General features: G+C 57.4%; 20 protein-coding genes and 1 pseudogene. 3 read left to right on the top strand and 18 right to left on the bottom strand.

All coding sequences use genetic code 11. The features are described 5' to 3' along the window. Window positions 1-87 precede the first annotated feature (87 nt). The 3 genes from alc to puuE form a co-directional block, all read right to left on the bottom strand. Window positions 88-1,083: an allantoicase gene (alc, locus tag ACK6BI_RS23270; RefSeq protein ID WP_409318900.1), complete on the bottom strand. Its 996-nt coding sequence runs from the start codon at window positions 1,081-1,083 to the stop codon at window positions 88-90. A gap of 90 nt (window positions 1,084-1,173) precedes the next feature. Beyond that, the gene (gene uraD, locus ACK6BI_RS23265) at window positions 1,174-1,689 is read right to left on the bottom strand and encodes a 2-oxo-4-hydroxy-4-carboxy-5-ureidoimidazoline decarboxylase (protein ID WP_409318899.1); all 516 of its coding nucleotides are present in this window, start codon (window positions 1,687-1,689) and stop codon (window positions 1,174-1,176) included. Beyond that, window positions 1,686-2,612: an allantoinase PuuE gene (gene puuE / locus ACK6BI_RS23260; protein WP_065258075.1), complete on the bottom strand. Its 927-nt coding sequence runs from the start codon at window positions 2,610-2,612 to the stop codon at window positions 1,686-1,688. The genes uraD and puuE overlap by 4 nt, the downstream gene beginning before the upstream one ends. Before the next feature lie 161 nt (window positions 2,613-2,773). Between puuE and ACK6BI_RS23255 the strand changes: the two genes are divergently transcribed. Beyond that, the gene (locus tag ACK6BI_RS23255) at window positions 2,774-3,055 is read left to right on the top strand and encodes a hypothetical protein (protein WP_409318898.1); all 282 of its coding nucleotides are present in this window, start codon (window positions 2,774-2,776) and stop codon (window positions 3,053-3,055) included. Beyond that, entirely contained in the window at window positions 3,043-3,396 is a 354-nt protein-coding gene (gene uraH / locus ACK6BI_RS23250; RefSeq protein ID WP_011333195.1) for a hydroxyisourate hydrolase, read from the top strand. The genes ACK6BI_RS23255 and uraH overlap by 13 nt, the downstream gene beginning before the upstream one ends. Before the next feature lie 106 nt (window positions 3,397-3,502). Here the strand turns inward: uraH and ACK6BI_RS23245 are convergent, their stop codons facing one another. The 4 genes from ACK6BI_RS23245 to ACK6BI_RS23230 form a co-directional block, all read right to left on the bottom strand. After that, window positions 3,503-5,095 carry a hypothetical protein gene (locus ACK6BI_RS23245; protein ID WP_409318897.1) on the bottom strand — a complete coding sequence of 531 codons (1,593 nt, stop codon included), beginning with the start codon at window positions 5,093-5,095 and terminating at the stop codon, window positions 3,503-3,505. Window positions 5,096-5,235: 140 nt separating this feature from the next. Further along, on the bottom strand, window positions 5,236-5,865 hold the full coding sequence (locus tag ACK6BI_RS23240; protein WP_409318896.1) for a LysE family translocator: 630 nt from the start codon (window positions 5,863-5,865) through the stop codon (window positions 5,236-5,238). A gap of 87 nt (window positions 5,866-5,952) precedes the next feature. Next, entirely contained in the window at window positions 5,953-7,302 is a 1,350-nt protein-coding gene (locus tag ACK6BI_RS23235) for an NCS2 family permease (protein WP_409318895.1), read from the bottom strand. A 199-nt stretch (window positions 7,303-7,501) separates the two neighbouring features. Then, window positions 7,502-7,945: a MarR family winged helix-turn-helix transcriptional regulator gene (locus ACK6BI_RS23230; RefSeq protein ID WP_409318894.1), complete on the bottom strand. Its 444-nt coding sequence runs from the start codon at window positions 7,943-7,945 to the stop codon at window positions 7,502-7,504. 82 nt (window positions 7,946-8,027) lie between these two features. Between ACK6BI_RS23230 and ACK6BI_RS23225 the strand changes: the two genes are divergently transcribed. Further along, window positions 8,028-9,194, top strand: a complete 1,167-nt coding sequence (locus ACK6BI_RS23225; RefSeq protein ID WP_409318893.1) for a PLP-dependent aminotransferase family protein — start codon at window positions 8,028-8,030, stop codon at window positions 9,192-9,194. Between the two features lie 32 nt (window positions 9,195-9,226). Here the strand turns inward: ACK6BI_RS23225 and ACK6BI_RS23220 are convergent, their stop codons facing one another. From ACK6BI_RS23220 to ACK6BI_RS23170, 11 genes and pseudogenes are all read right to left on the bottom strand, one after another. After that, window positions 9,227-9,598: a glutaredoxin family protein gene (locus tag ACK6BI_RS23220; protein WP_409318892.1), complete on the bottom strand. Its 372-nt coding sequence runs from the start codon at window positions 9,596-9,598 to the stop codon at window positions 9,227-9,229. Window positions 9,599-9,700: 102 nt separating this feature from the next. Beyond that, a complete protein-coding gene (folE, locus tag ACK6BI_RS23215) occupies window positions 9,701-10,246 on the bottom strand; it encodes a GTP cyclohydrolase I FolE (protein ID WP_010456659.1) in 546 nt (181 codons plus the stop codon). A 22-nt stretch (window positions 10,247-10,268) separates the two neighbouring features. Next, a pseudogene (locus ACK6BI_RS23210) lies at window positions 10,269-10,499 on the bottom strand (site-specific integrase); the annotation flags it as partial. A 1,047-nt stretch (window positions 10,500-11,546) separates the two neighbouring features. Then, window positions 11,547-11,879: a DNA-binding protein gene (locus tag ACK6BI_RS23205; protein WP_227234919.1), complete on the bottom strand. Its 333-nt coding sequence runs from the start codon at window positions 11,877-11,879 to the stop codon at window positions 11,547-11,549. Next, a complete protein-coding gene (locus ACK6BI_RS23200) occupies window positions 11,876-12,199 on the bottom strand; it encodes a type II toxin-antitoxin system RelE/ParE family toxin (protein WP_227234920.1) in 324 nt (107 codons plus the stop codon). The genes ACK6BI_RS23205 and ACK6BI_RS23200 overlap by 4 nt, the downstream gene beginning before the upstream one ends. A 255-nt stretch (window positions 12,200-12,454) precedes the next feature. Continuing rightward, window positions 12,455-13,585, bottom strand: coding sequence for a tyrosine-type recombinase/integrase (locus ACK6BI_RS23195; protein WP_409318922.1), 1,131 nt, complete (start codon window positions 13,583-13,585; stop codon window positions 12,455-12,457). Continuing rightward, entirely contained in the window at window positions 13,486-14,127 is a 642-nt protein-coding gene (locus ACK6BI_RS23190) for a hypothetical protein (RefSeq protein ID WP_409318891.1), read from the bottom strand. The genes ACK6BI_RS23195 and ACK6BI_RS23190 overlap by 100 nt, the downstream gene beginning before the upstream one ends. Beyond that, on the bottom strand, window positions 14,124-14,555 hold the full coding sequence (locus ACK6BI_RS23185; protein ID WP_409318890.1) for a hypothetical protein: 432 nt from the start codon (window positions 14,553-14,555) through the stop codon (window positions 14,124-14,126). Before ACK6BI_RS23185 ends, ACK6BI_RS23190 begins: the two co-directional genes overlap by 4 nt. A 57-nt stretch (window positions 14,556-14,612) precedes the next feature. Then, window positions 14,613-14,930, bottom strand: a complete 318-nt coding sequence (locus ACK6BI_RS23180) for a pyocin activator PrtN family protein (protein WP_409318889.1) — start codon at window positions 14,928-14,930, stop codon at window positions 14,613-14,615. 158 nt (window positions 14,931-15,088) lie between these two features. Beyond that, window positions 15,089-15,373, bottom strand: coding sequence for a phage antirepressor KilAC domain-containing protein (locus ACK6BI_RS23175; RefSeq protein ID WP_163974171.1), 285 nt, complete (start codon window positions 15,371-15,373; stop codon window positions 15,089-15,091). Between the two features lie 10 nt (window positions 15,374-15,383). Then, window positions 15,384-15,974 (bottom strand): hypothetical protein, encoded by a 591-nt coding sequence (locus ACK6BI_RS23170; protein ID WP_409318888.1) that lies wholly within the window; start codon window positions 15,972-15,974, stop codon window positions 15,384-15,386. Window positions 15,975-16,123: the final 149 nt, after the last annotated feature.

The following is a 16,123-nucleotide window of genomic DNA, read 5'->3' as shown; positions in this document are numbered from 1 at the left end:
TTGATCTGACGCTTTCGCGAGCAAGCTCGCTCCCACAGGCGTTGCGATCAATGTGGGAGCGAGCCTGCTCGCGAATGGGTTCAACGCTTATTTAGCGACCTTGCCGAACAGGCGCAGGCGGCTCACACCACCGTCCGGGAACACGTTCAGACGGATGTGGGTGATCGGACCCAGTGCCTTGATCTGCTCGACGAAGGTGTGTTCGGCGTGCATTTCCAGCTTCTGGCTCGGCAGCAGTTCGCGCCAGAACAGCGATTGGGTTTCGATCTGGCTGTCGGTGCCTCCCTTGACGAACGCGCCCTGGATCGAGCAGCTGTCCGGGTAGTTGCCTTTGAAGTGCAGGGTGTCGACGACGATTTTCTCGATCTCGCCCGGGTGGCCCAGCGCGACGATCACCCAGTCATTGCCCGGGGTGCGGCGGCGTGCGGTTTCCCAGCCGTCGCCCATGTTGATGCCACGGCCCGGGTTGAGGATGTTGCTCATGCGGCCGAAGTGTTCGTCGGAACAGGCGAGGGCGCGGCCACCGTTGAGGGCTGCAGCCAGGTCGACTTGCTCGTTGTCGCCAACAGCGGACCAGTCGCGGAACGGGATGCCGTACACGCGCAGACGTGCCACGCCGCCGTCCGGGTAGATATTGAAGCGCAGGTGGCTGAACGCCTGGTCGTTGCTGATTTCGTGGTAGTGATGGCTGTTGCCTTGCAGCTCGACGGCCGACAGTACTTCAGTCCACTGGGTGTTTTCGTCCGGCTCGCCCGACGCCAGGAAGCAGGCTTCCAGCGAGGCCGATGGCGGGAAGTTGCCGGTGAAGAATGAAGTGTCGATGTCCACGCCTTTGATCGAACCCGGTACGCCCAGGCGGATCACCGCGCTGTCATAGCCTTCGAAGCGCTTGCGGCGCGATTCCCAGCCGTCCATCCACTTGCCGTTGTCATCGAACACGCCCTCCTTCCATACGGCCGGGGTCGGCTGAAACAGACGGTTGGCGTCTGCGAACCAGTCATCGGTGACCGAGATGATTTTGGTGCCCAGACGGGCATCGGCCAGGTTGACGAACTTCTCGAAAGGTACGGCGTAAGCTTTCATTCTTCTTGTCTGCCTTTAAATAAGTGGCTTGGGATGCTTGCGAGGCCCTGGGAAACACAAGCGTTCTGGAGGTTTCTCGGGCCAGGCTTGCTAGAGAGTCAGTAAACGGAACAGGGCGATCTTGTTGATCTCCGCCAGCGCGCATTTGAACTCGGTGTCGACCGGGTTGTGGATGCGCGTTTCGAACGCCGCGAGGATCTGATGCCGGTTGCTGCCTTTTACCGCCATGATGAAGGGAAACTTGAACTTGGCCTTGTAGGCCTCGTTCAGCTCGGTGAAGCGCTGGAACTCTTCGGCCGTGCATTGGTGAATACCGGCGCCAGCCTGTTCATTGGTGCTGGCTTCGGTCAACTGGCCCTGGACGGCAGCTTTGCCGGCCAGGTCCGGGTGAGCGTTGATCAGCGCCAGCTGACTGGCGTGATCGGCGCTCAACAGGATGTCGCTCATGCGCTGGTGCAGGGTTTCGATCTGGTCGATCGAAGCGTCCTGGCCCAGGTCGAAGGCCTTTTCGGCCACCCATGGCGAATGTTCGTAGATGTCGGCGAAGGCTTTGACGAAGGCGTCACGGCTCAGGGCCGACGGTTTCAAGGTTTGAAAGGTGCTCATTTGGCAGCCCCTTGGTACGGGTGGGTTTCGTGCCAGTGACGGGCGATGTCGACGCGGCGGGTGAACCACACCTGTTCATGACTTTTAGCGTATTCGATGAAGCGTTTGAGCGAAGCCAGACGCGCCGGGCGGCCCACCAGACGGCAGTGCAGACCGATCGACAGCATCTTCGGCGCTTCGGCGCCTTCGGCGTAGAGCACGTCGAAGGCGTCTTTGAGGTATTCGAAGAAATCGTCGCCCTTGTTGAAACCCTGGACCTGGGTGAAGCGCATGTCGTTGGTGTCCAGGGTGTACGGAATCACCAGGTGCGGTTTGCCGGTCGGATTGTTCGGCTCCCAGTAGGGCAGGTCGTCGTCGTAGGTGTCGCAGTCGTAGAGGAAACCGCCTTCTTCCATCACCAGACGCCGGGTATTCGGGCCGGTGCGGCCGGTGTACCAGCCCAACGGGCGCTCGCCAGTGAGTTCGGTGAGGATGCGGATCGCTTCGAGCATGTGCTCGCGTTCCTGAGCCTCGTCCATGTACTGGTAGTCGATCCAGCGATAGCCGTGGCTGCAGATCTCGTGACCGGCCTCGACCATCGCGCGGATCACGTCCGGGTGGCGCTGGGCGGCCATGGCCACGGCGAAGATGGTCAGCGGAATGTCGAATTCCTTGAACAGTTTCAGGATCCGCCAGACACCGGCACGGCTGCCATACTCGTAGAGCGATTCCATGCTCATGTTGCGCACGCCTTGCAGAGGCTGGGCCGCGACCATTTCCGAAAGGAAGGCTTCCGATTCCTTGTCGCCATGCAGGATGTTGCGCTCGCCGCCTTCTTCGTAATTGAGCACGAAGGACAAAGCGATCCGGGCATTGCCCGGCCAGTGTGGGTGAGGAGGGTTACTGCCGTAACCGATCAGGTCGCGTGGGTAGTCAGCGCTCACTGCAGTCTTCCTTCTTATCGTTGACAGATGGTGTGGCGCCCTGGCGGTGAGATGGCAGGCTGGCGTCACAGCGATGGGCTGATTGTATACAACTTTATTCTCGATTTGTAAGCCTGAATTTTTGCATTTTTCACCGGCTGTCATCTTTTGCGGATCATGGCGTGAAGCTGCAAGAAACCTGCCTGACCAGTCAGCTAATGGTTCAGGGGTTCAATGAATGCGTGGTTCATGGGCAAATTCCCGATAAATCACGGGATGGCGGGGGTGAGAGGAAAAATGTCGTTTTTATTGTGTACAATTTTTTTGAAAAGTGTCTTAATCAGTCGCTCGCCGCAGCTTTTCGTGCTCCGAAACGGTGCGGTCTCCTTTTTCAACTGACTTCGGGAGGCGCGAAGTCTGACTGCTCCATGCAGGCAGGCGCGCAGAATCAATGGGACGTTTGACAACACACGTTTTGGACGCTGCACACGGTTGCCCGGGCAGCTCGATCAAGGTCGAGCTGTACCGCGTCGAAGGTTCGCACCTGGAATTGGTCGCCAGTGCGCTTACCAACAGCGATGGCCGGGTCGATGCGCCGCTGCTGCAAGGCGATGACTACCGTACCGGTGTCTATCAGGTTCAGTTCCACGCTGGCGATTATTACCGCGCCCGTGGCGTCCAGTTGCCGGAACCGGCATTTCTGGACGTGGTCGTGCTGCGGTTCGGTATTTCGGCCGAACAGGACCACTACCACGTACCGTTGCTGATCTCGCCTTACAGCTATTCCACCTACCGGGGCAGCTGACCCCAAGCAGCTGCCCCCACCGGGAAGCGACTGCGCATATAGCTTCTTTGGTCTTTCGCCCGCTCACACTGCGGGCTTTTTTTCGTCTCCCCGAAAGCGTTCCGGATTATTGGTTCGCAAGACTATCGAGCCTCGACTCATTATCCCTGACGATGAAAATACTGTCCGGTTGCGATACATGGGTCTGAGATCCACCCTTGAGCCACACCAGTCTGTTTTCAGCGTGCGCCTGAAGGATTTCCTGCAGTGCCGGGTATCCCACTTGAGCGTTCAGTCGCGCGTCGCTCTCAGGACCGGAATTCAAGAGCTGATGGATTTTCCTGCCCCTGACACGGTGCAGGCTGATGAAAAAGACGAAGGGATGATTCTCCCGACGAAACACCAGAGCAGGGAAGGTCGTCGAAGGCGTCGGCGTGAAAACATCGTAGCCCTGGCGGATCAGGATGCCGGCCATGAGCCGCTTGAGGTCGACCCCTGACTGCGTCGTTTTGAAAGAGTCCCACTCCTGTCTTGTCAGATCGAAGTCCAGCCGCTGCAGGGGGCCTTCCGCCGTCAGGGCTGGCAGTTCCAGTGTGCGACTGAACCCTGGCCCGGTGCCGGAGTTTGTCAGCGCCGGGAGCATCAGCAACGGATCGGCCAGCGCCGGATGAGGTGTGCTGTTGCCGCGCTTCCAGTCATTGAACGTCTGCCTGAGGCGCGTCAGGCCGACGCCGGTCGCCATGTCGCCGTTGTTGGCCAGGCTGAACTGATGTCTGGCAACCTTGTTCACCGAGATTTCGGACAACTGCGGAAAAAAAACGCCAATGTATTGCTTCAGCGGATGTTGAAAGGGGAGGTTTGGATCAACCTCCCACTGATTCGCAGGCGGAACGCGGATCGCACCTCTGGGTTGCTGCATCAAATCTGTACCGAGGATCCGTTCCAGGTAATCGAAGTCATACATCCAGTGTTCCGGATTCCTGATGTAGACGATCGGGTGATGCGGATCGGTTCCTCGTGGCACAACGAGAAAACGGATACCGTCGACTTCAATGCCTCCGGCGGAGGGTTGCTGGAGTGATGCATCCCATTTTTTCCAGGGATCGGACCATTCCTCACCCGTCGAGGTGGAAGCACGTTTGGGCGCGACGGCGGTTTCTGCGGAATCGTCATCCGGGTTTCGCAGGCGTTTGAGTGACAATCTGGATTCGTTGCCCGAGGCGCCCTCCACAGCAGGTTTTACGCGCCAGGTGAGTGTGCCTTCGACCCGCTCGACTCGTGGGCCGGAGGGCCTGAAGTCGCTGTTCAATCTGGCCCGGTAGTGATTTTCCGCATCGATTCCCAGCAGGACCGTACCTCCTTCCTGAAGATCCACAAAGTGTCTCTGCGTTCCGAGTTCCCGGATACCGGAAAGCGCATTCGGCGCCGGGAGTCTGGAGAGCTGATTGGGCGGAAGGAAAAAGTGCTCGATCGGCGCATGAACCACCACAGGAGTCACATGGGTCTCGACCGGCAGGTCGGCGATCTCCAGAGGCACAGGTCGGGAGGAAGGTGATTGAACAGATGTCCCGAGGGGATCGATCGATACTCGATCTTCGCCATGAGGGGCGATGTTCAGCGGCAATCTGTGGATGGCCGGAGGCCCGACGTCGGGAAGGGAGGAAGGCGTTTCGGGGGTGTTGGTTGGTGCGCCGGTTTTTATCGGGCGTCTGGGGCTCATAGGTATTTTACTCGCAAGGTCGATTCACGTTGGTCTGGCCAGAAGAAGCCGGATGTTCGGTGAATCGACGTTGCAAAGTGCGGTACATAGATCTATCTGCGAGACGAAATGTTACCGGGTATCGCTCGCTCCCGAGGGGCTCAGTGACTGCTCAGCAACGAGGCTGCACCTGCTCCGCCAAACAGTCCGGCACTGATGCGGTTGAACCAGCTCTGGCCCTTGCCGCTGCGCAGGTATCGCGCTGCACCGTGAGCGCCGAGACCGTAAGTCAATTTGCACAGCAGATCGAGCACCGTCCAGGTCGCAATCATCACCAGCAACTGCGGCAGAAACGGCTGCTCGGCATTGAGGAACTGCGGCAGAAACGCGGCAAAGAACAGGATGTCCTTCGGGTTGCTGGCGCCCAGTACGAATGCACGCCCGAACAGTGCGCGAAAGCGCGGAATCGGCGCTGCGTCTGGAACCTGGGCGCCGACCGATGGCTGACGCGATTGTTGCCAGCTCTGCCAGGCGAGGTAGAACAGGTACAGCGCACCGACGATTTTCAGTGCGCTGAAGAGTTTTTCCGATGCCAGCAGCAAGGCGCCCAGACCCAGGGCCGAGGCGCTGAGCAGGCAGATCGACGCACTGACGCCACCCAGAAAGGCCGGGTAAGAGCGGCGCAACCCGTAATTCAGACTGTTGCTGATCATCAGCAGCGACAGTGGTCCCGGTATCAGAATCACCACCAGCGCAGCGCCGCTGAACAGCAGCCAGGTTTCCAGACTCATCACTTTCTCCTTTTTGTCGTTATCAAAGATGTGCAAAAGCCCCACCCGCTGGGGTGAGGCTGTTTTGACGCTTGAACCGCGTGTCGCTTACAGGAAGATGAACTTGGCGATGAAGATCGCGCAGAGCACCCACAGGCTGACGGAAATCTCTTTGTACTTGCCGGTGCCGGCCTTCAGCGCGACATAGGTGATGAAACCCAGCGCGATGCCGTCGGCGACCGAGAAGGTCAGCGGCATCATGATCGCGGTGACGATGGCCGGAATGCTGTCGGTCGCTTCGTCCCATTCGATATGTGCCATGCCGCCCATCATCAGCATCGCGACATAAATCAGCGCGCCAGCGGTGGCGTAGGCGGGAATCATGCCGGCCAGCGGTGCAAAGAACATCGCGGCTATAAATAGCACACCGACGGTGACTGCGGTAAGACCAGTCCGACCACCCGCCGCTACACCGGCGGCACTTTCCACGTAGCTGGTGACCGGTGGAACGCCGACGACCGCACCGAATACGCTGGAGGCGGAGTCGGCTTTCATCGCGCGAGACAGGTTTTCGATACGACCGTCAGCGCCTACCAGATTGGCGCGCTGGGCAACGCCCATCAGGGTGCCGGCGGTGTCGAACATGTGTACGAAGAGGAAGGCCAGTACCACGCTGATCATGCTGACGTTGAACACGCCGGCGACATTCATGGCCATGAAGGTCGGTGCCAGGCTTGGCGGAGCGGACATGATGCCCTCGTAGTGCACCAGACCGATGCCCCAGCCGGCCAGAGTCACGGTGATGATGCTGATGAGAATCGCGCCGAACACCTTGTGGTAACTGAGGATCGCGATCATCAGGAAGCAGAGCGCGGCGAGCAGCGGGCCGGGTTCGCGCAGCGAGCCGAGCTTGATCAGCGTGGCCGGGCTGTCGACCACGATACCGGCGGTTTTCAGGCCGATCAGCCCGAGAAACAGACCGACACCGGCACCCATCGCAAAGCGCAAGCTGACCGGAATGCTGTTGAGCAGCCATTCGCGGATGCGCGAAAAGGTCAGGATCATGAACAGCACGCCCGAGACGAACACCGCACCGAGGGCGGTTTCCCAGTTGTAGCCCATGGTGCCGACCACGGTGTAGGTGAAGAATGCGTTGAGGCCCATGCCCGGCGCCAGGCCCACCGGCCAGTTGGCGTAAAGGCCCATCAGCAGGCAGCCCAATGCGGCGGCAATGCAGGTGGCGACGAAGGCCGCACCATGGTCAATCCCGGCATCGGCCATGATGTTCGGGTTGACGAAAATGATGTAAGCCATGGTGATGAAGGTTGTCAGACCGGCAATCAGCTCGGTCTTCACCGTGGTGCCATGCAAGCTGAGTTTGAAGATACGCTCCAGCAGGCCATTGCATAACGGCGGCGAGAGTTCCAGCGTCGATGCTTCGGATTTGCGGCTTTCCACAGCGAGTACTCCTCAAGAGTTTTATTGTTATTTCCAGGGCCGGACCCTATGAGGAGGGTGGCAGCGGCCCTTTGAGGCATACGCGAATTTGTTGACCATGCGGTCAGGAACTCGCACGCAGTGGATTATGCTTTTGTATACAAATAAAGCAAATAATGTTTTTGGTTTTGTTGACGAAAGTTTTGAGGATCGCGCTATATCACTCGGTCGAGCGGTTTTTCCCCAGGGCCGTATTCACCGCCAGCCAGCCATTCACTGCTGTTTCACCGGCCTCGGCGAACGCTCGCTCCAGTAATTTCACCTGCTCGCGACGCAGCGCCTGTTCAAGTTTCGCGCCTTCGACGGTCAGTTCCAGCAAGCGCTTACGCTTGTCAGCCTCGGACGCGACGCTGTCGACCAGGTGCATTTCCTGCAGCTGACGCAATGGCATGTTCAACGCCTGTTTGCTCACGCCGAGCAGTGTGAGTAACTCCTTGACGCTTGAATTCGGATAGCGGGCGATGAAAAACACGATGCGCTGATGCACTCGCGACAGACCGCGACGTTCGAGCATTTCATCGGCTTTGGCGGTGAATGCCTGATAGCCGAAGAAGAACGCTTCCATGGCCTGTTGTTGGCTGGTGCAGTTTTTAAGGTCAATCATGTTGACGTTTCCGCGGGGGTTGACGTAATTTCAGTCAACAAGTTTGACTCATTTCCTTCCAGCCTCGCTAGCGGTGATCCCCATGGCTTTTTCCGAACGTGTGTCGCGTCTCAAAAGTTCTCTGATCCGTGAAATCCTTGCCGCGGCGCAGCGCCCGGAAGTCATGTCGTTCGCCGGCGGCTTGCCGGCTGAAACGATGCTGCCGAAGGTCGAGTGGGCCAACATGCCGCTGTCTATCGGCCAATACGGCATGAGCGAAGGCGAGCCAGCGTTGCGTGAAGTGTTGGCTGCAGAGGCAAGGGCGCTCGGGTTGTCTTGCGAGGCGAGCCAGGTGTTGGTGGTCAGTGGCTCCCAGCAAACCCTCGATCTGGCCGCCAAGCTGTACATCGACAAGGGCACGGAAATTCTGCTCGAAGCACCGACGTATCTGGCGGCGTTGCAGATTTTCCAGTTGTTCGGCGCCGATTGCCTGACCGTGCCGCTCGAGGCCGACGGACCAGACCTTACGCAATTGCGCCAGCGCCTTGAACAACACCGCCCGGCGTTCATCTATCTGATCCCGACCTTCCAGAATCCGTCCGCCGTACGCTACAGCGAAGCCAAACGCGAGGCGGTAGCCGCGCTGCTCGACGAGTTCGGCGTGACCCTGATCGAAGACGAGCCCTACCGCGAACTGACCTTCGACGGCGGCAGCGCCCGACCGATTGCCGGTCGTTTGAAGAAATCCAGCTGGATTTACACCGGCACCGTTTCGAAAACCCTGCTGCCAGGCCTGCGCGTCGGGTATCTGATTGCCAGTCCGGACCTGTTTCCACATTTGCTCAAGCTCAAGCAATCGGCAGATTTGCACACCAATCGCATCGGCCAGTGGCAGGCGTTGCAGTGGATCGGCAGCGAAAAATATCAACAACATTTGAGTGAGTTGCGCGGCTTCTACCGTCAGCGCCGCGATGCCTTTCAAGCGGCGCTGGAAACTCACTTCGCCGATCTGGCGGACTGGGAAACGCCGCAGGGCGGGCTGTTTTTCTGGCTGACCCTGAAACAGCCGCTGGACACGCGCACCTTGCTCAACACCGCTTTGGCCAACGATGTGGCGTTCATGCCGGGCGAACCGTTCTTCCCCGAGCCGGATCGCAACCCTGGCCATCTGCGCCTGAACTTCAGCCACATTGATCCGGTTCGTCTGGATGAAGGGCTCAAGCGTCTGGCAGGCGTCGTGCGCCAGGCACTGGCCGCGCAGGCGGCATAAAAAAACCGGCCGCGCAGGCCGGTTTTTTGGGTTCAGACGGCGGCGAACCGCTTGTTCAGATATTCGATGATGGTGTTGGATTCATACATCCAGGTGGTCTGACCGTTCTCTTCGATGCGCAGGCACGGCACCTTGATCTTGCCGCCCTGTTCCAGCAGGGTCTGGCGATCCTGCTCGTTGTTCTTCGCATCCTTCAGGGTCACCGGAACGTTCAGGCGACGCAGGCTGCGGCGGGTCTTCACGCAGAACGGACAGGCGTGAAACTGATACAGGGTCAGGTCTTTCGCGGCGGCGTCCACTTGGGCCTGGGCCGCGGCAGGGCGTTGCTTCTTGCCTGGTCGGGTCAGGAAGTCAACGAAGATGATCAGTTGGCCGAGGCCGACACGAAGCGCTTTGACGAACACGTTACAAGCCTCACAGGGACATTGAAGAAGGCGCGCAGCTTACCCGATTTTTCACGGACGAAAAAAAACCGGCGATCAGCGCCGGTTTTTTTGTGTCGCAGGTTACTTGATCAGGCTGAGAAACTCGCTGCGGGTCGCCGCGTTTTCACGGAACTCACCGAGCATCACCGAAGTGATCATCGACGAATTCTGCTTCTCCACACCGCGCATCATCATGCACATGTGCTTGGCCTCGATCACCACGGCCACGCCCAGCGCGCCGGTGACCTGCTGGACCGCATCGGCGATCTGGCGACTGAGGTTTTCCTGGATCTGCAGGCGGCGGGCGTACATGTCGACGATCCGCGCGACCTTCGACAGGCCCAGCACTTTGCCGCTCGGGATATATGCGACATGGGCCTTGCCGATGAACGGCAGCAGGTGGTGTTCGCACAACGAGTAGAGCTCGATGTCCTTGACCAGCACCATTTCGCTGTTGTCGGAGCTGAACAGGGCACCGTTGGTGACCTCTTCGAGCGTCTGTTCATAACCGCGGCAGAGGTACTGCATGGCTTTGGCGGCACGCTTCGGCGTGTCGAGCAGGCCCTCGCGGGACACGTCCTCGCCCAGTTGGCCGAGAATCGCGGTGTAATTCTGTTCCAGTGTCACAGAGGCTGATTCCATAAGGGTTTCAGAGGGGTACTGTTTCTGTCTGTACCAATTTTGTACCAATCAAGCTGTTTTCGAGCTTTCCGAGTTCACCCCAGTCGGTGCTGGAGTTGATCCATCGGGCGTAGGTCGATAGCAACATCTGAACGCTATGACCGAGCTGAGTGGCAATAAACGCAGGGTTCATACCCGCCATGAGGCACATGGTAGCGTAAGTGTGTCGGCAGTTGTATTGCCGGTGGGTGCGGATCCCTTATTTGTTAGCACCATTAACTTAGATTGCACGGTCTGGACGGCAGCATTGCTCTCAGGTTTGTTTTGGCAGGCTTCGTAAAGCGTGCGCTGGAGTCGTAAAATTGACCTTTGCAGATTTGAGGTAATTCCGCTCTTGAAGGGCAAACACTACATATAGTGGTTTATCCTTTGGATCCAGCCTCGCAACACAACATATTTGTGTATAAGTATTAGTGGCGAATTGCCATCAATTTCCGGTGGGCAAATTACATGGCAATCCCTTTTGTTTATTGCCCTTGGAGATTTTCACCTTAACTGGTGGCCACATCTTGTCCACAGACTTATCCACAGATGATTGTGCATAAAAAAGGAGTTGATTTCTCTTAAAAGAGATGGTTATTATCTTCTCGCCGGACCTAGATGTAGGGGGCGGCGTTTTGATGGAGTCTTTTTTGACGCCATAAAAAAGTCCCGAATGCTTTCGCACACGGGACTTCTAGGCTGACTTTGGGGACGATTTTCCAGACCTTCCCAAATCAGAAACCATAGCCAACAAGAAGCTACAGGTTTATTGATTCTATATGCGCTTGCGTTTCAACGCAAACGTAGTGATGTGTCTCAGTGTCTGTAGCTCCTTTTAGGCATCATTGCCAATTAGGAGAACCTCCATGGCAGACGGTAAAAAACCCGGTCAAAACACCGGAAAACAAGGCGGTATTTTTCAAGAGCAAGGCCCTCGTGGTGGCTTGAGGGATAACTACGCGGCGGTGCCTGACGGCAAGCCGTTACCTCCCACCAGCAAGCCAGGAAGCACGTGGGTTCCAACCCATACGACTCCTGATAGTAAGCGCTAAACAAAAGGCCGCGGATTTTTCTCCGCGGCCTTTTTCTTTTATGGTTGATTTTGGAAGGGGTGGCTTATTCGAGTAGCCCTCTGTTCATTTTACTTTTCTTGTATAAAGAAGCTGCTCACATTCTTGAAGGTTTGCAGGTACGGCCAAATCTAGATTTGTTACTCCAAAAAAAAGCCCTAGCACTTGGCTAGGGCAGCTTTTTGCCATCAATATCAGGCGCAAGCTTCTTCCGCTCGATGTGATACAACCTTGGACATTCCCACGCCTAGTGCTTGAAGCACTTTGAGAATGGTTGAGAGCTTTGGATCTCCACCTACAGCGATAGATCTGTAGAGATTGCCCCGGGCTAGGCCGGTGCTCTGAGAAAGGCTGACCATGCCGCCCCTAGCTTCTACAAGGCGGCGAATGGCAACGAGGAAAGCATCCTCTCCACCGATTTCGTCGATTTCTTCAAGCGCGACGGAAAGATATTCGATGGCAAATGCTTCATCGTCTCTTAGCATTTCGAGAACGCTGTCTTCATGAGAACGAGTGCGAGTTGTCATTTTCTTTTCACCTTAAAAGAGTTCCAGAGAGCCTTGGCCTGATCGATGTCGTTTTGCTGTCTATCCTTTGAGCCTCCGCCCAATAGGAAGACCACCTTTTGTTCCTGAATTGCGTAATAGACGCGAAATCCAGGGCCAAAATTCAACTTCATTTCGAAGACCCCATCACCTACCGGCTCGGTGTCGCCAAAGTGCCCGAGGGAAGCTCGGTCCACTCTGGTGGTGATTCTTGCTTTAAATCGCATGTCTCGAACGGTGTCGAGCCAAGCTTGGTAAATATCCACTCCGTTGGCAGACAGTACGTGTTCCACTTCGTACATCACAAATGTACCTTAAAAGAGACACTGCGTTGATTGATATTTTATATCGAGTCCAGTGGTTGGCCCGAATTTTCAGCGTGGTGGCAATGTTGTAACAGTGTATCTGTTATGCATTGGTATTGGGAGGAACCCAAAAATTTCAGCTCCTTTGAGGTAGTCTGGATGAGCGTCTGTGACGTTTTAGCCGGTTGGCACAATCTCTAACATATTGATAAATAAGAAAAAATTTATGTGTTTTTCGAAGACTCCGGTTTCTTACCGAGCAATCTGGCGGTCAATCAAATTTTTTTCAAGTTTCATGATTTCTCCCCAGTCTGTTTGAGAGTTGATCCATCGGGCGTATGTCGATAGCAGCATCTGAATGCTATGACCTAGCTGATTGGCAATAAATGCAGGGTTCATCCCCGCCATGAGGCATGCGGTAGCGTAGGTGTGGCGGCAGTTATATTGTCGCCGTGAGCGAATGCCCAATTCGGTCAGCGCAGCCTGGAAGTGTTTGTCGGTCACACTCGATTGTTGAATGAACTCAAAGTTCTTCGTCGGCGGGAATACATAGGGCGATTCGGCGCGTTTGCGGCGGCTCTGCGAAGCGCGTTGTTGCGCCTCCAGCTCGGCTTGCTCAAGGGCGTGCAGCGCTCGGCTGTTGAGCATGACCTGGCGCACGTTCCGGGTTTTGGTGCGCTCCTCGATCTTATAGTCCGCGACGATCCGACACACGTTGACCAGTCGCTTTTCCTTATCGACCTCTTCCCAGCGCAGCGCCGCGATCTCACTGGGGCGCATGCCGGTGTAGAAGGCGAACTCAAAGTACGCCGCGTAGATCCGCATCGAATGGGTCAGCGTCTTATATAGGTGATCGATAATCTGGTTGGCCTCACCCACGGTGAAGGGATCGATGGGTTTCTTGGTCTTCACCGGCAGCTCAATAGACTCCACCGGGTTACGGGTGATCAGACCGTCTTTCACTGCCGTACCGAACACCGTGGTCAGACGCTGGATCGCCGCGCGCTTCACGCCCGGTGTCGGCCATTCGGTATTGGCTACTACCTTGCGCAGCATCACCGATGTGATGCTGTCGATGGGGAGCATTGCCAGATATGGCATCCAGTACAGATTGAGCGAGCCGAGGTAGTTCTTGCGCGTCCCGGCCACGATCTCTCTGCTGTCGAGCCACTCCTGGGCATACTCCCCGAAAAGGGGAGTCGCCGAGTAGTTGGCATAGGTGGAGTTGGGGAACAGTTCGGCGTAGCGCTGATCATCCAATACGCCATGCTTGATCAGGCTGGTTACGTTAGCGCGTAGGTCGGCGGCAGCCTTAATCCCCTTCGGCGTTTGGGGATAGGGGAGGGTTTCGCAACGGCGTTGCCCGTTCCAGGTGAAGCGAATGCGGACGGACTGTCCAGCAAATTCAACTCCGGTGGGCAATCCCATTGGCTTTCTAGCCATGCCTCGTATCTCCTGATGCTGTAGTAAATGCGGCTGTCGATGGTGTTCCAAACACCTTTTGGGATAACGCCTCTGGCGCGCTTACCTTGTAACGCCCGGCGGGTGGTACCAACCAACTCGGCCATCTTGTCTTCTGGAATCTTGTCCAGGTGGTAGGTCGGCAGCGATGAGTCTGCATCGTCATCAACGGGCGTATACCCCTCGGCAAGCTGCGCGGGCGGGCGTTGCTGAGCGGTCAGCGTTGCATTGGGTGTCGCTGCCCGGCGCAGCTTTTCTTGGGGGGGAAGTGCCTCGGTAGCGGCTTGAGGAAAAGCACTAATGCCTGCTGCTGCGCAGCAGAGACCTTTTATTTCTTGAGTGTCGACGCGCGTGCTGTCGCAGAGCAACGCGGTCGATAATCGAGCTCGTACGTAAGATTGCTCGCCGCCTTGCTCTGAGATTCGATAATGAGTCGGTCCGAAGTAAGACAGTGTGCCGTTCATGCGGCCTCTCCCTCATTTGTAACCTGCAGAAGTTTTGCCATGGCCAGCGCTTGGTTGCGCAAGGCTCTGGTTTCGCGTTCGAGTTTTTTACCCGTGCGGAAGGCGGCGAACGTGTCGGCTGCGATCCGCAGTTTCTCGGCAATCTCCAGCAGGGTGGTGCGTGCAGGTTCTCCAAGCTGTGAGGCCTCTACGGCGCGTTTGTAGAAGTCGTAGAGTTGCTCGTGTTTGTTTTGAACCTGCTTGAGCGATAGCGTGAGGTTGCGGATCTCTTCAGATTTGTCAGCGCTCTGAACGGCTATGCCTTCGCTGTAGCCTTCTGCATAACCCTCGGTAAGGCCGTTGCTGAATCCGTTCCGGTAGGCGAGCCAGTAAATGCCGGCGGTCATTAGGACGATTGCTATCAGCGCGTAGATTTGAATTGCAGTCATGTGGTGTGCTCCTGGTGATGTCATTGGCTGGTGGTGGCAGCCGCTCGGTTGTGGTTGTTACTCGGTGGTGTCGTCCTGCTGTCGCTGCATGTCTTCGTCGGCCTTGTAGGCGCGGATGTCGATCAGGGAGGCGACGTGGCGGATGTGGGCGTACTTCGGCGCTTTGCGGCTGGTGTCCAGCGTTGTGATGGGGAGCTGGATGCGGCCACTGCTGATTTCGGCCGCGAACGATTGCTCGTTGAGGTTGCGAAAGTAGCGTTCGCGAACTCTGTCTAGCGGGATCAGGACGTCGCCGAAGGTGCGAAAGAGCAGCTCGACGGTGGCTGACTCCGGTGCCGGGTGTAGGCGCAGCGGGTTTTGTGCTGTGTTACTCATGGCTTTGTTGGGCCTCCTTGCGTTGTTTTCTGGCCGGGTGATTCCAGGCGTTCAGGCAGTGGGTTCTGGTCAGCTCGCGCAGATGTTCGGGCACTTCGAGGAGCGCGGCGTTGCGCTCCTCTCGTGTCCGCATGGCGATGATCTGGCGGGCGTATTCCCTAGGCCACGTCACGGTTGTCTGCCGGTATGGCAGGTAGGTCGATGCCCAACTGTTCGGCTAGCCAGCGGATGCCGGGCTGTTTCACCCTGGTCGACTGGCTGTACTGCATGCCGAGTTGGTCGTGGTACCACTGGCCGTCCTTGATGCGCAGGTAATCGCGGTCGCGGTTGGGGTAGGCCGGTAGGTTCCTCTCGTTCAGCAGGCCTTTCTCCCGCATGCGAGCGATGAGCTTTGGCCGGGTGAGGCCGAGTTGGGTTGCGGCTTGGGCGAGGTTGCGTTCCATGGCGTCCTCCTCATGCCGCGTGCGCGGCTGGGGTGGCCGCTGCAGCGAGGTGGTTGATGGACTCGGTGACCTTGCCGTAGATCTCGACTTCGGTGCCGTAGGTGGTGAAGCAGCGGGTGTGCGGGCTTTTGTTGCCGATGCTCAGGATGGTGGTGACACCTGAGCGCGATTGCGTGCGATGCACCGCGACTTGCAAGGGGAAATCGAAACCCATGTCGAGGCTCAGCACGCCGCCGGTGCGTACCAGCTCGAACACGCGTTGCTTGTCGGAGACCTCGAAGCGGCCATATTCACGGCTGGCGTGCGGGCGGTGCACTAGGTCGCTGGTGTTGCTTGCATCGAACGGGCCGTTGGCAATCTCTTCGATAAAGTCGGCCAGCTTGAGGTGCGTTTTCTTGTCGTTCTGCAGGGTCAGCGTGTGGCGTTCGCTGCCCAGCTCGACGACGAAGGTACTCTCGGTCGTGCCTCGTTCGACCTTGAGACGGAACGCCAGGCATTCACGCTTGGGGGCTGTCCGGAGAACGTGGTTAAAGGTCTCGGTCAGGTTGACCTGGGCGTTGAGCAATTGCAGGGTGCGGTTGTCGATTTTGTACTTGATCATGCTGCATGCCCTCCGCCATTCGGATCGAATGGGGTGGGGGCGGTGCGAGGTTGCTGCTTCGGTTTGCTGGTGACAAACGAGCAGCCGCTCTCGCGGGCCAAGCGACGGATTTCGAAGATTCGGGAGGGGGCAGCAGCGGCCGGGTGGAC

Source organism: Pseudomonas sp. KCJK9016, from assembly GCF_046231795.1.
In the GTDB taxonomy this organism is placed as follows: Bacteria; Pseudomonadota; Gammaproteobacteria; order Pseudomonadales; family Pseudomonadaceae; genus Aquipseudomonas; species Aquipseudomonas bananamidigenes.
Note: the sequence above shows the minus strand (reverse complement) of the source record. Positions and strands in the feature narration are given on the sequence as shown.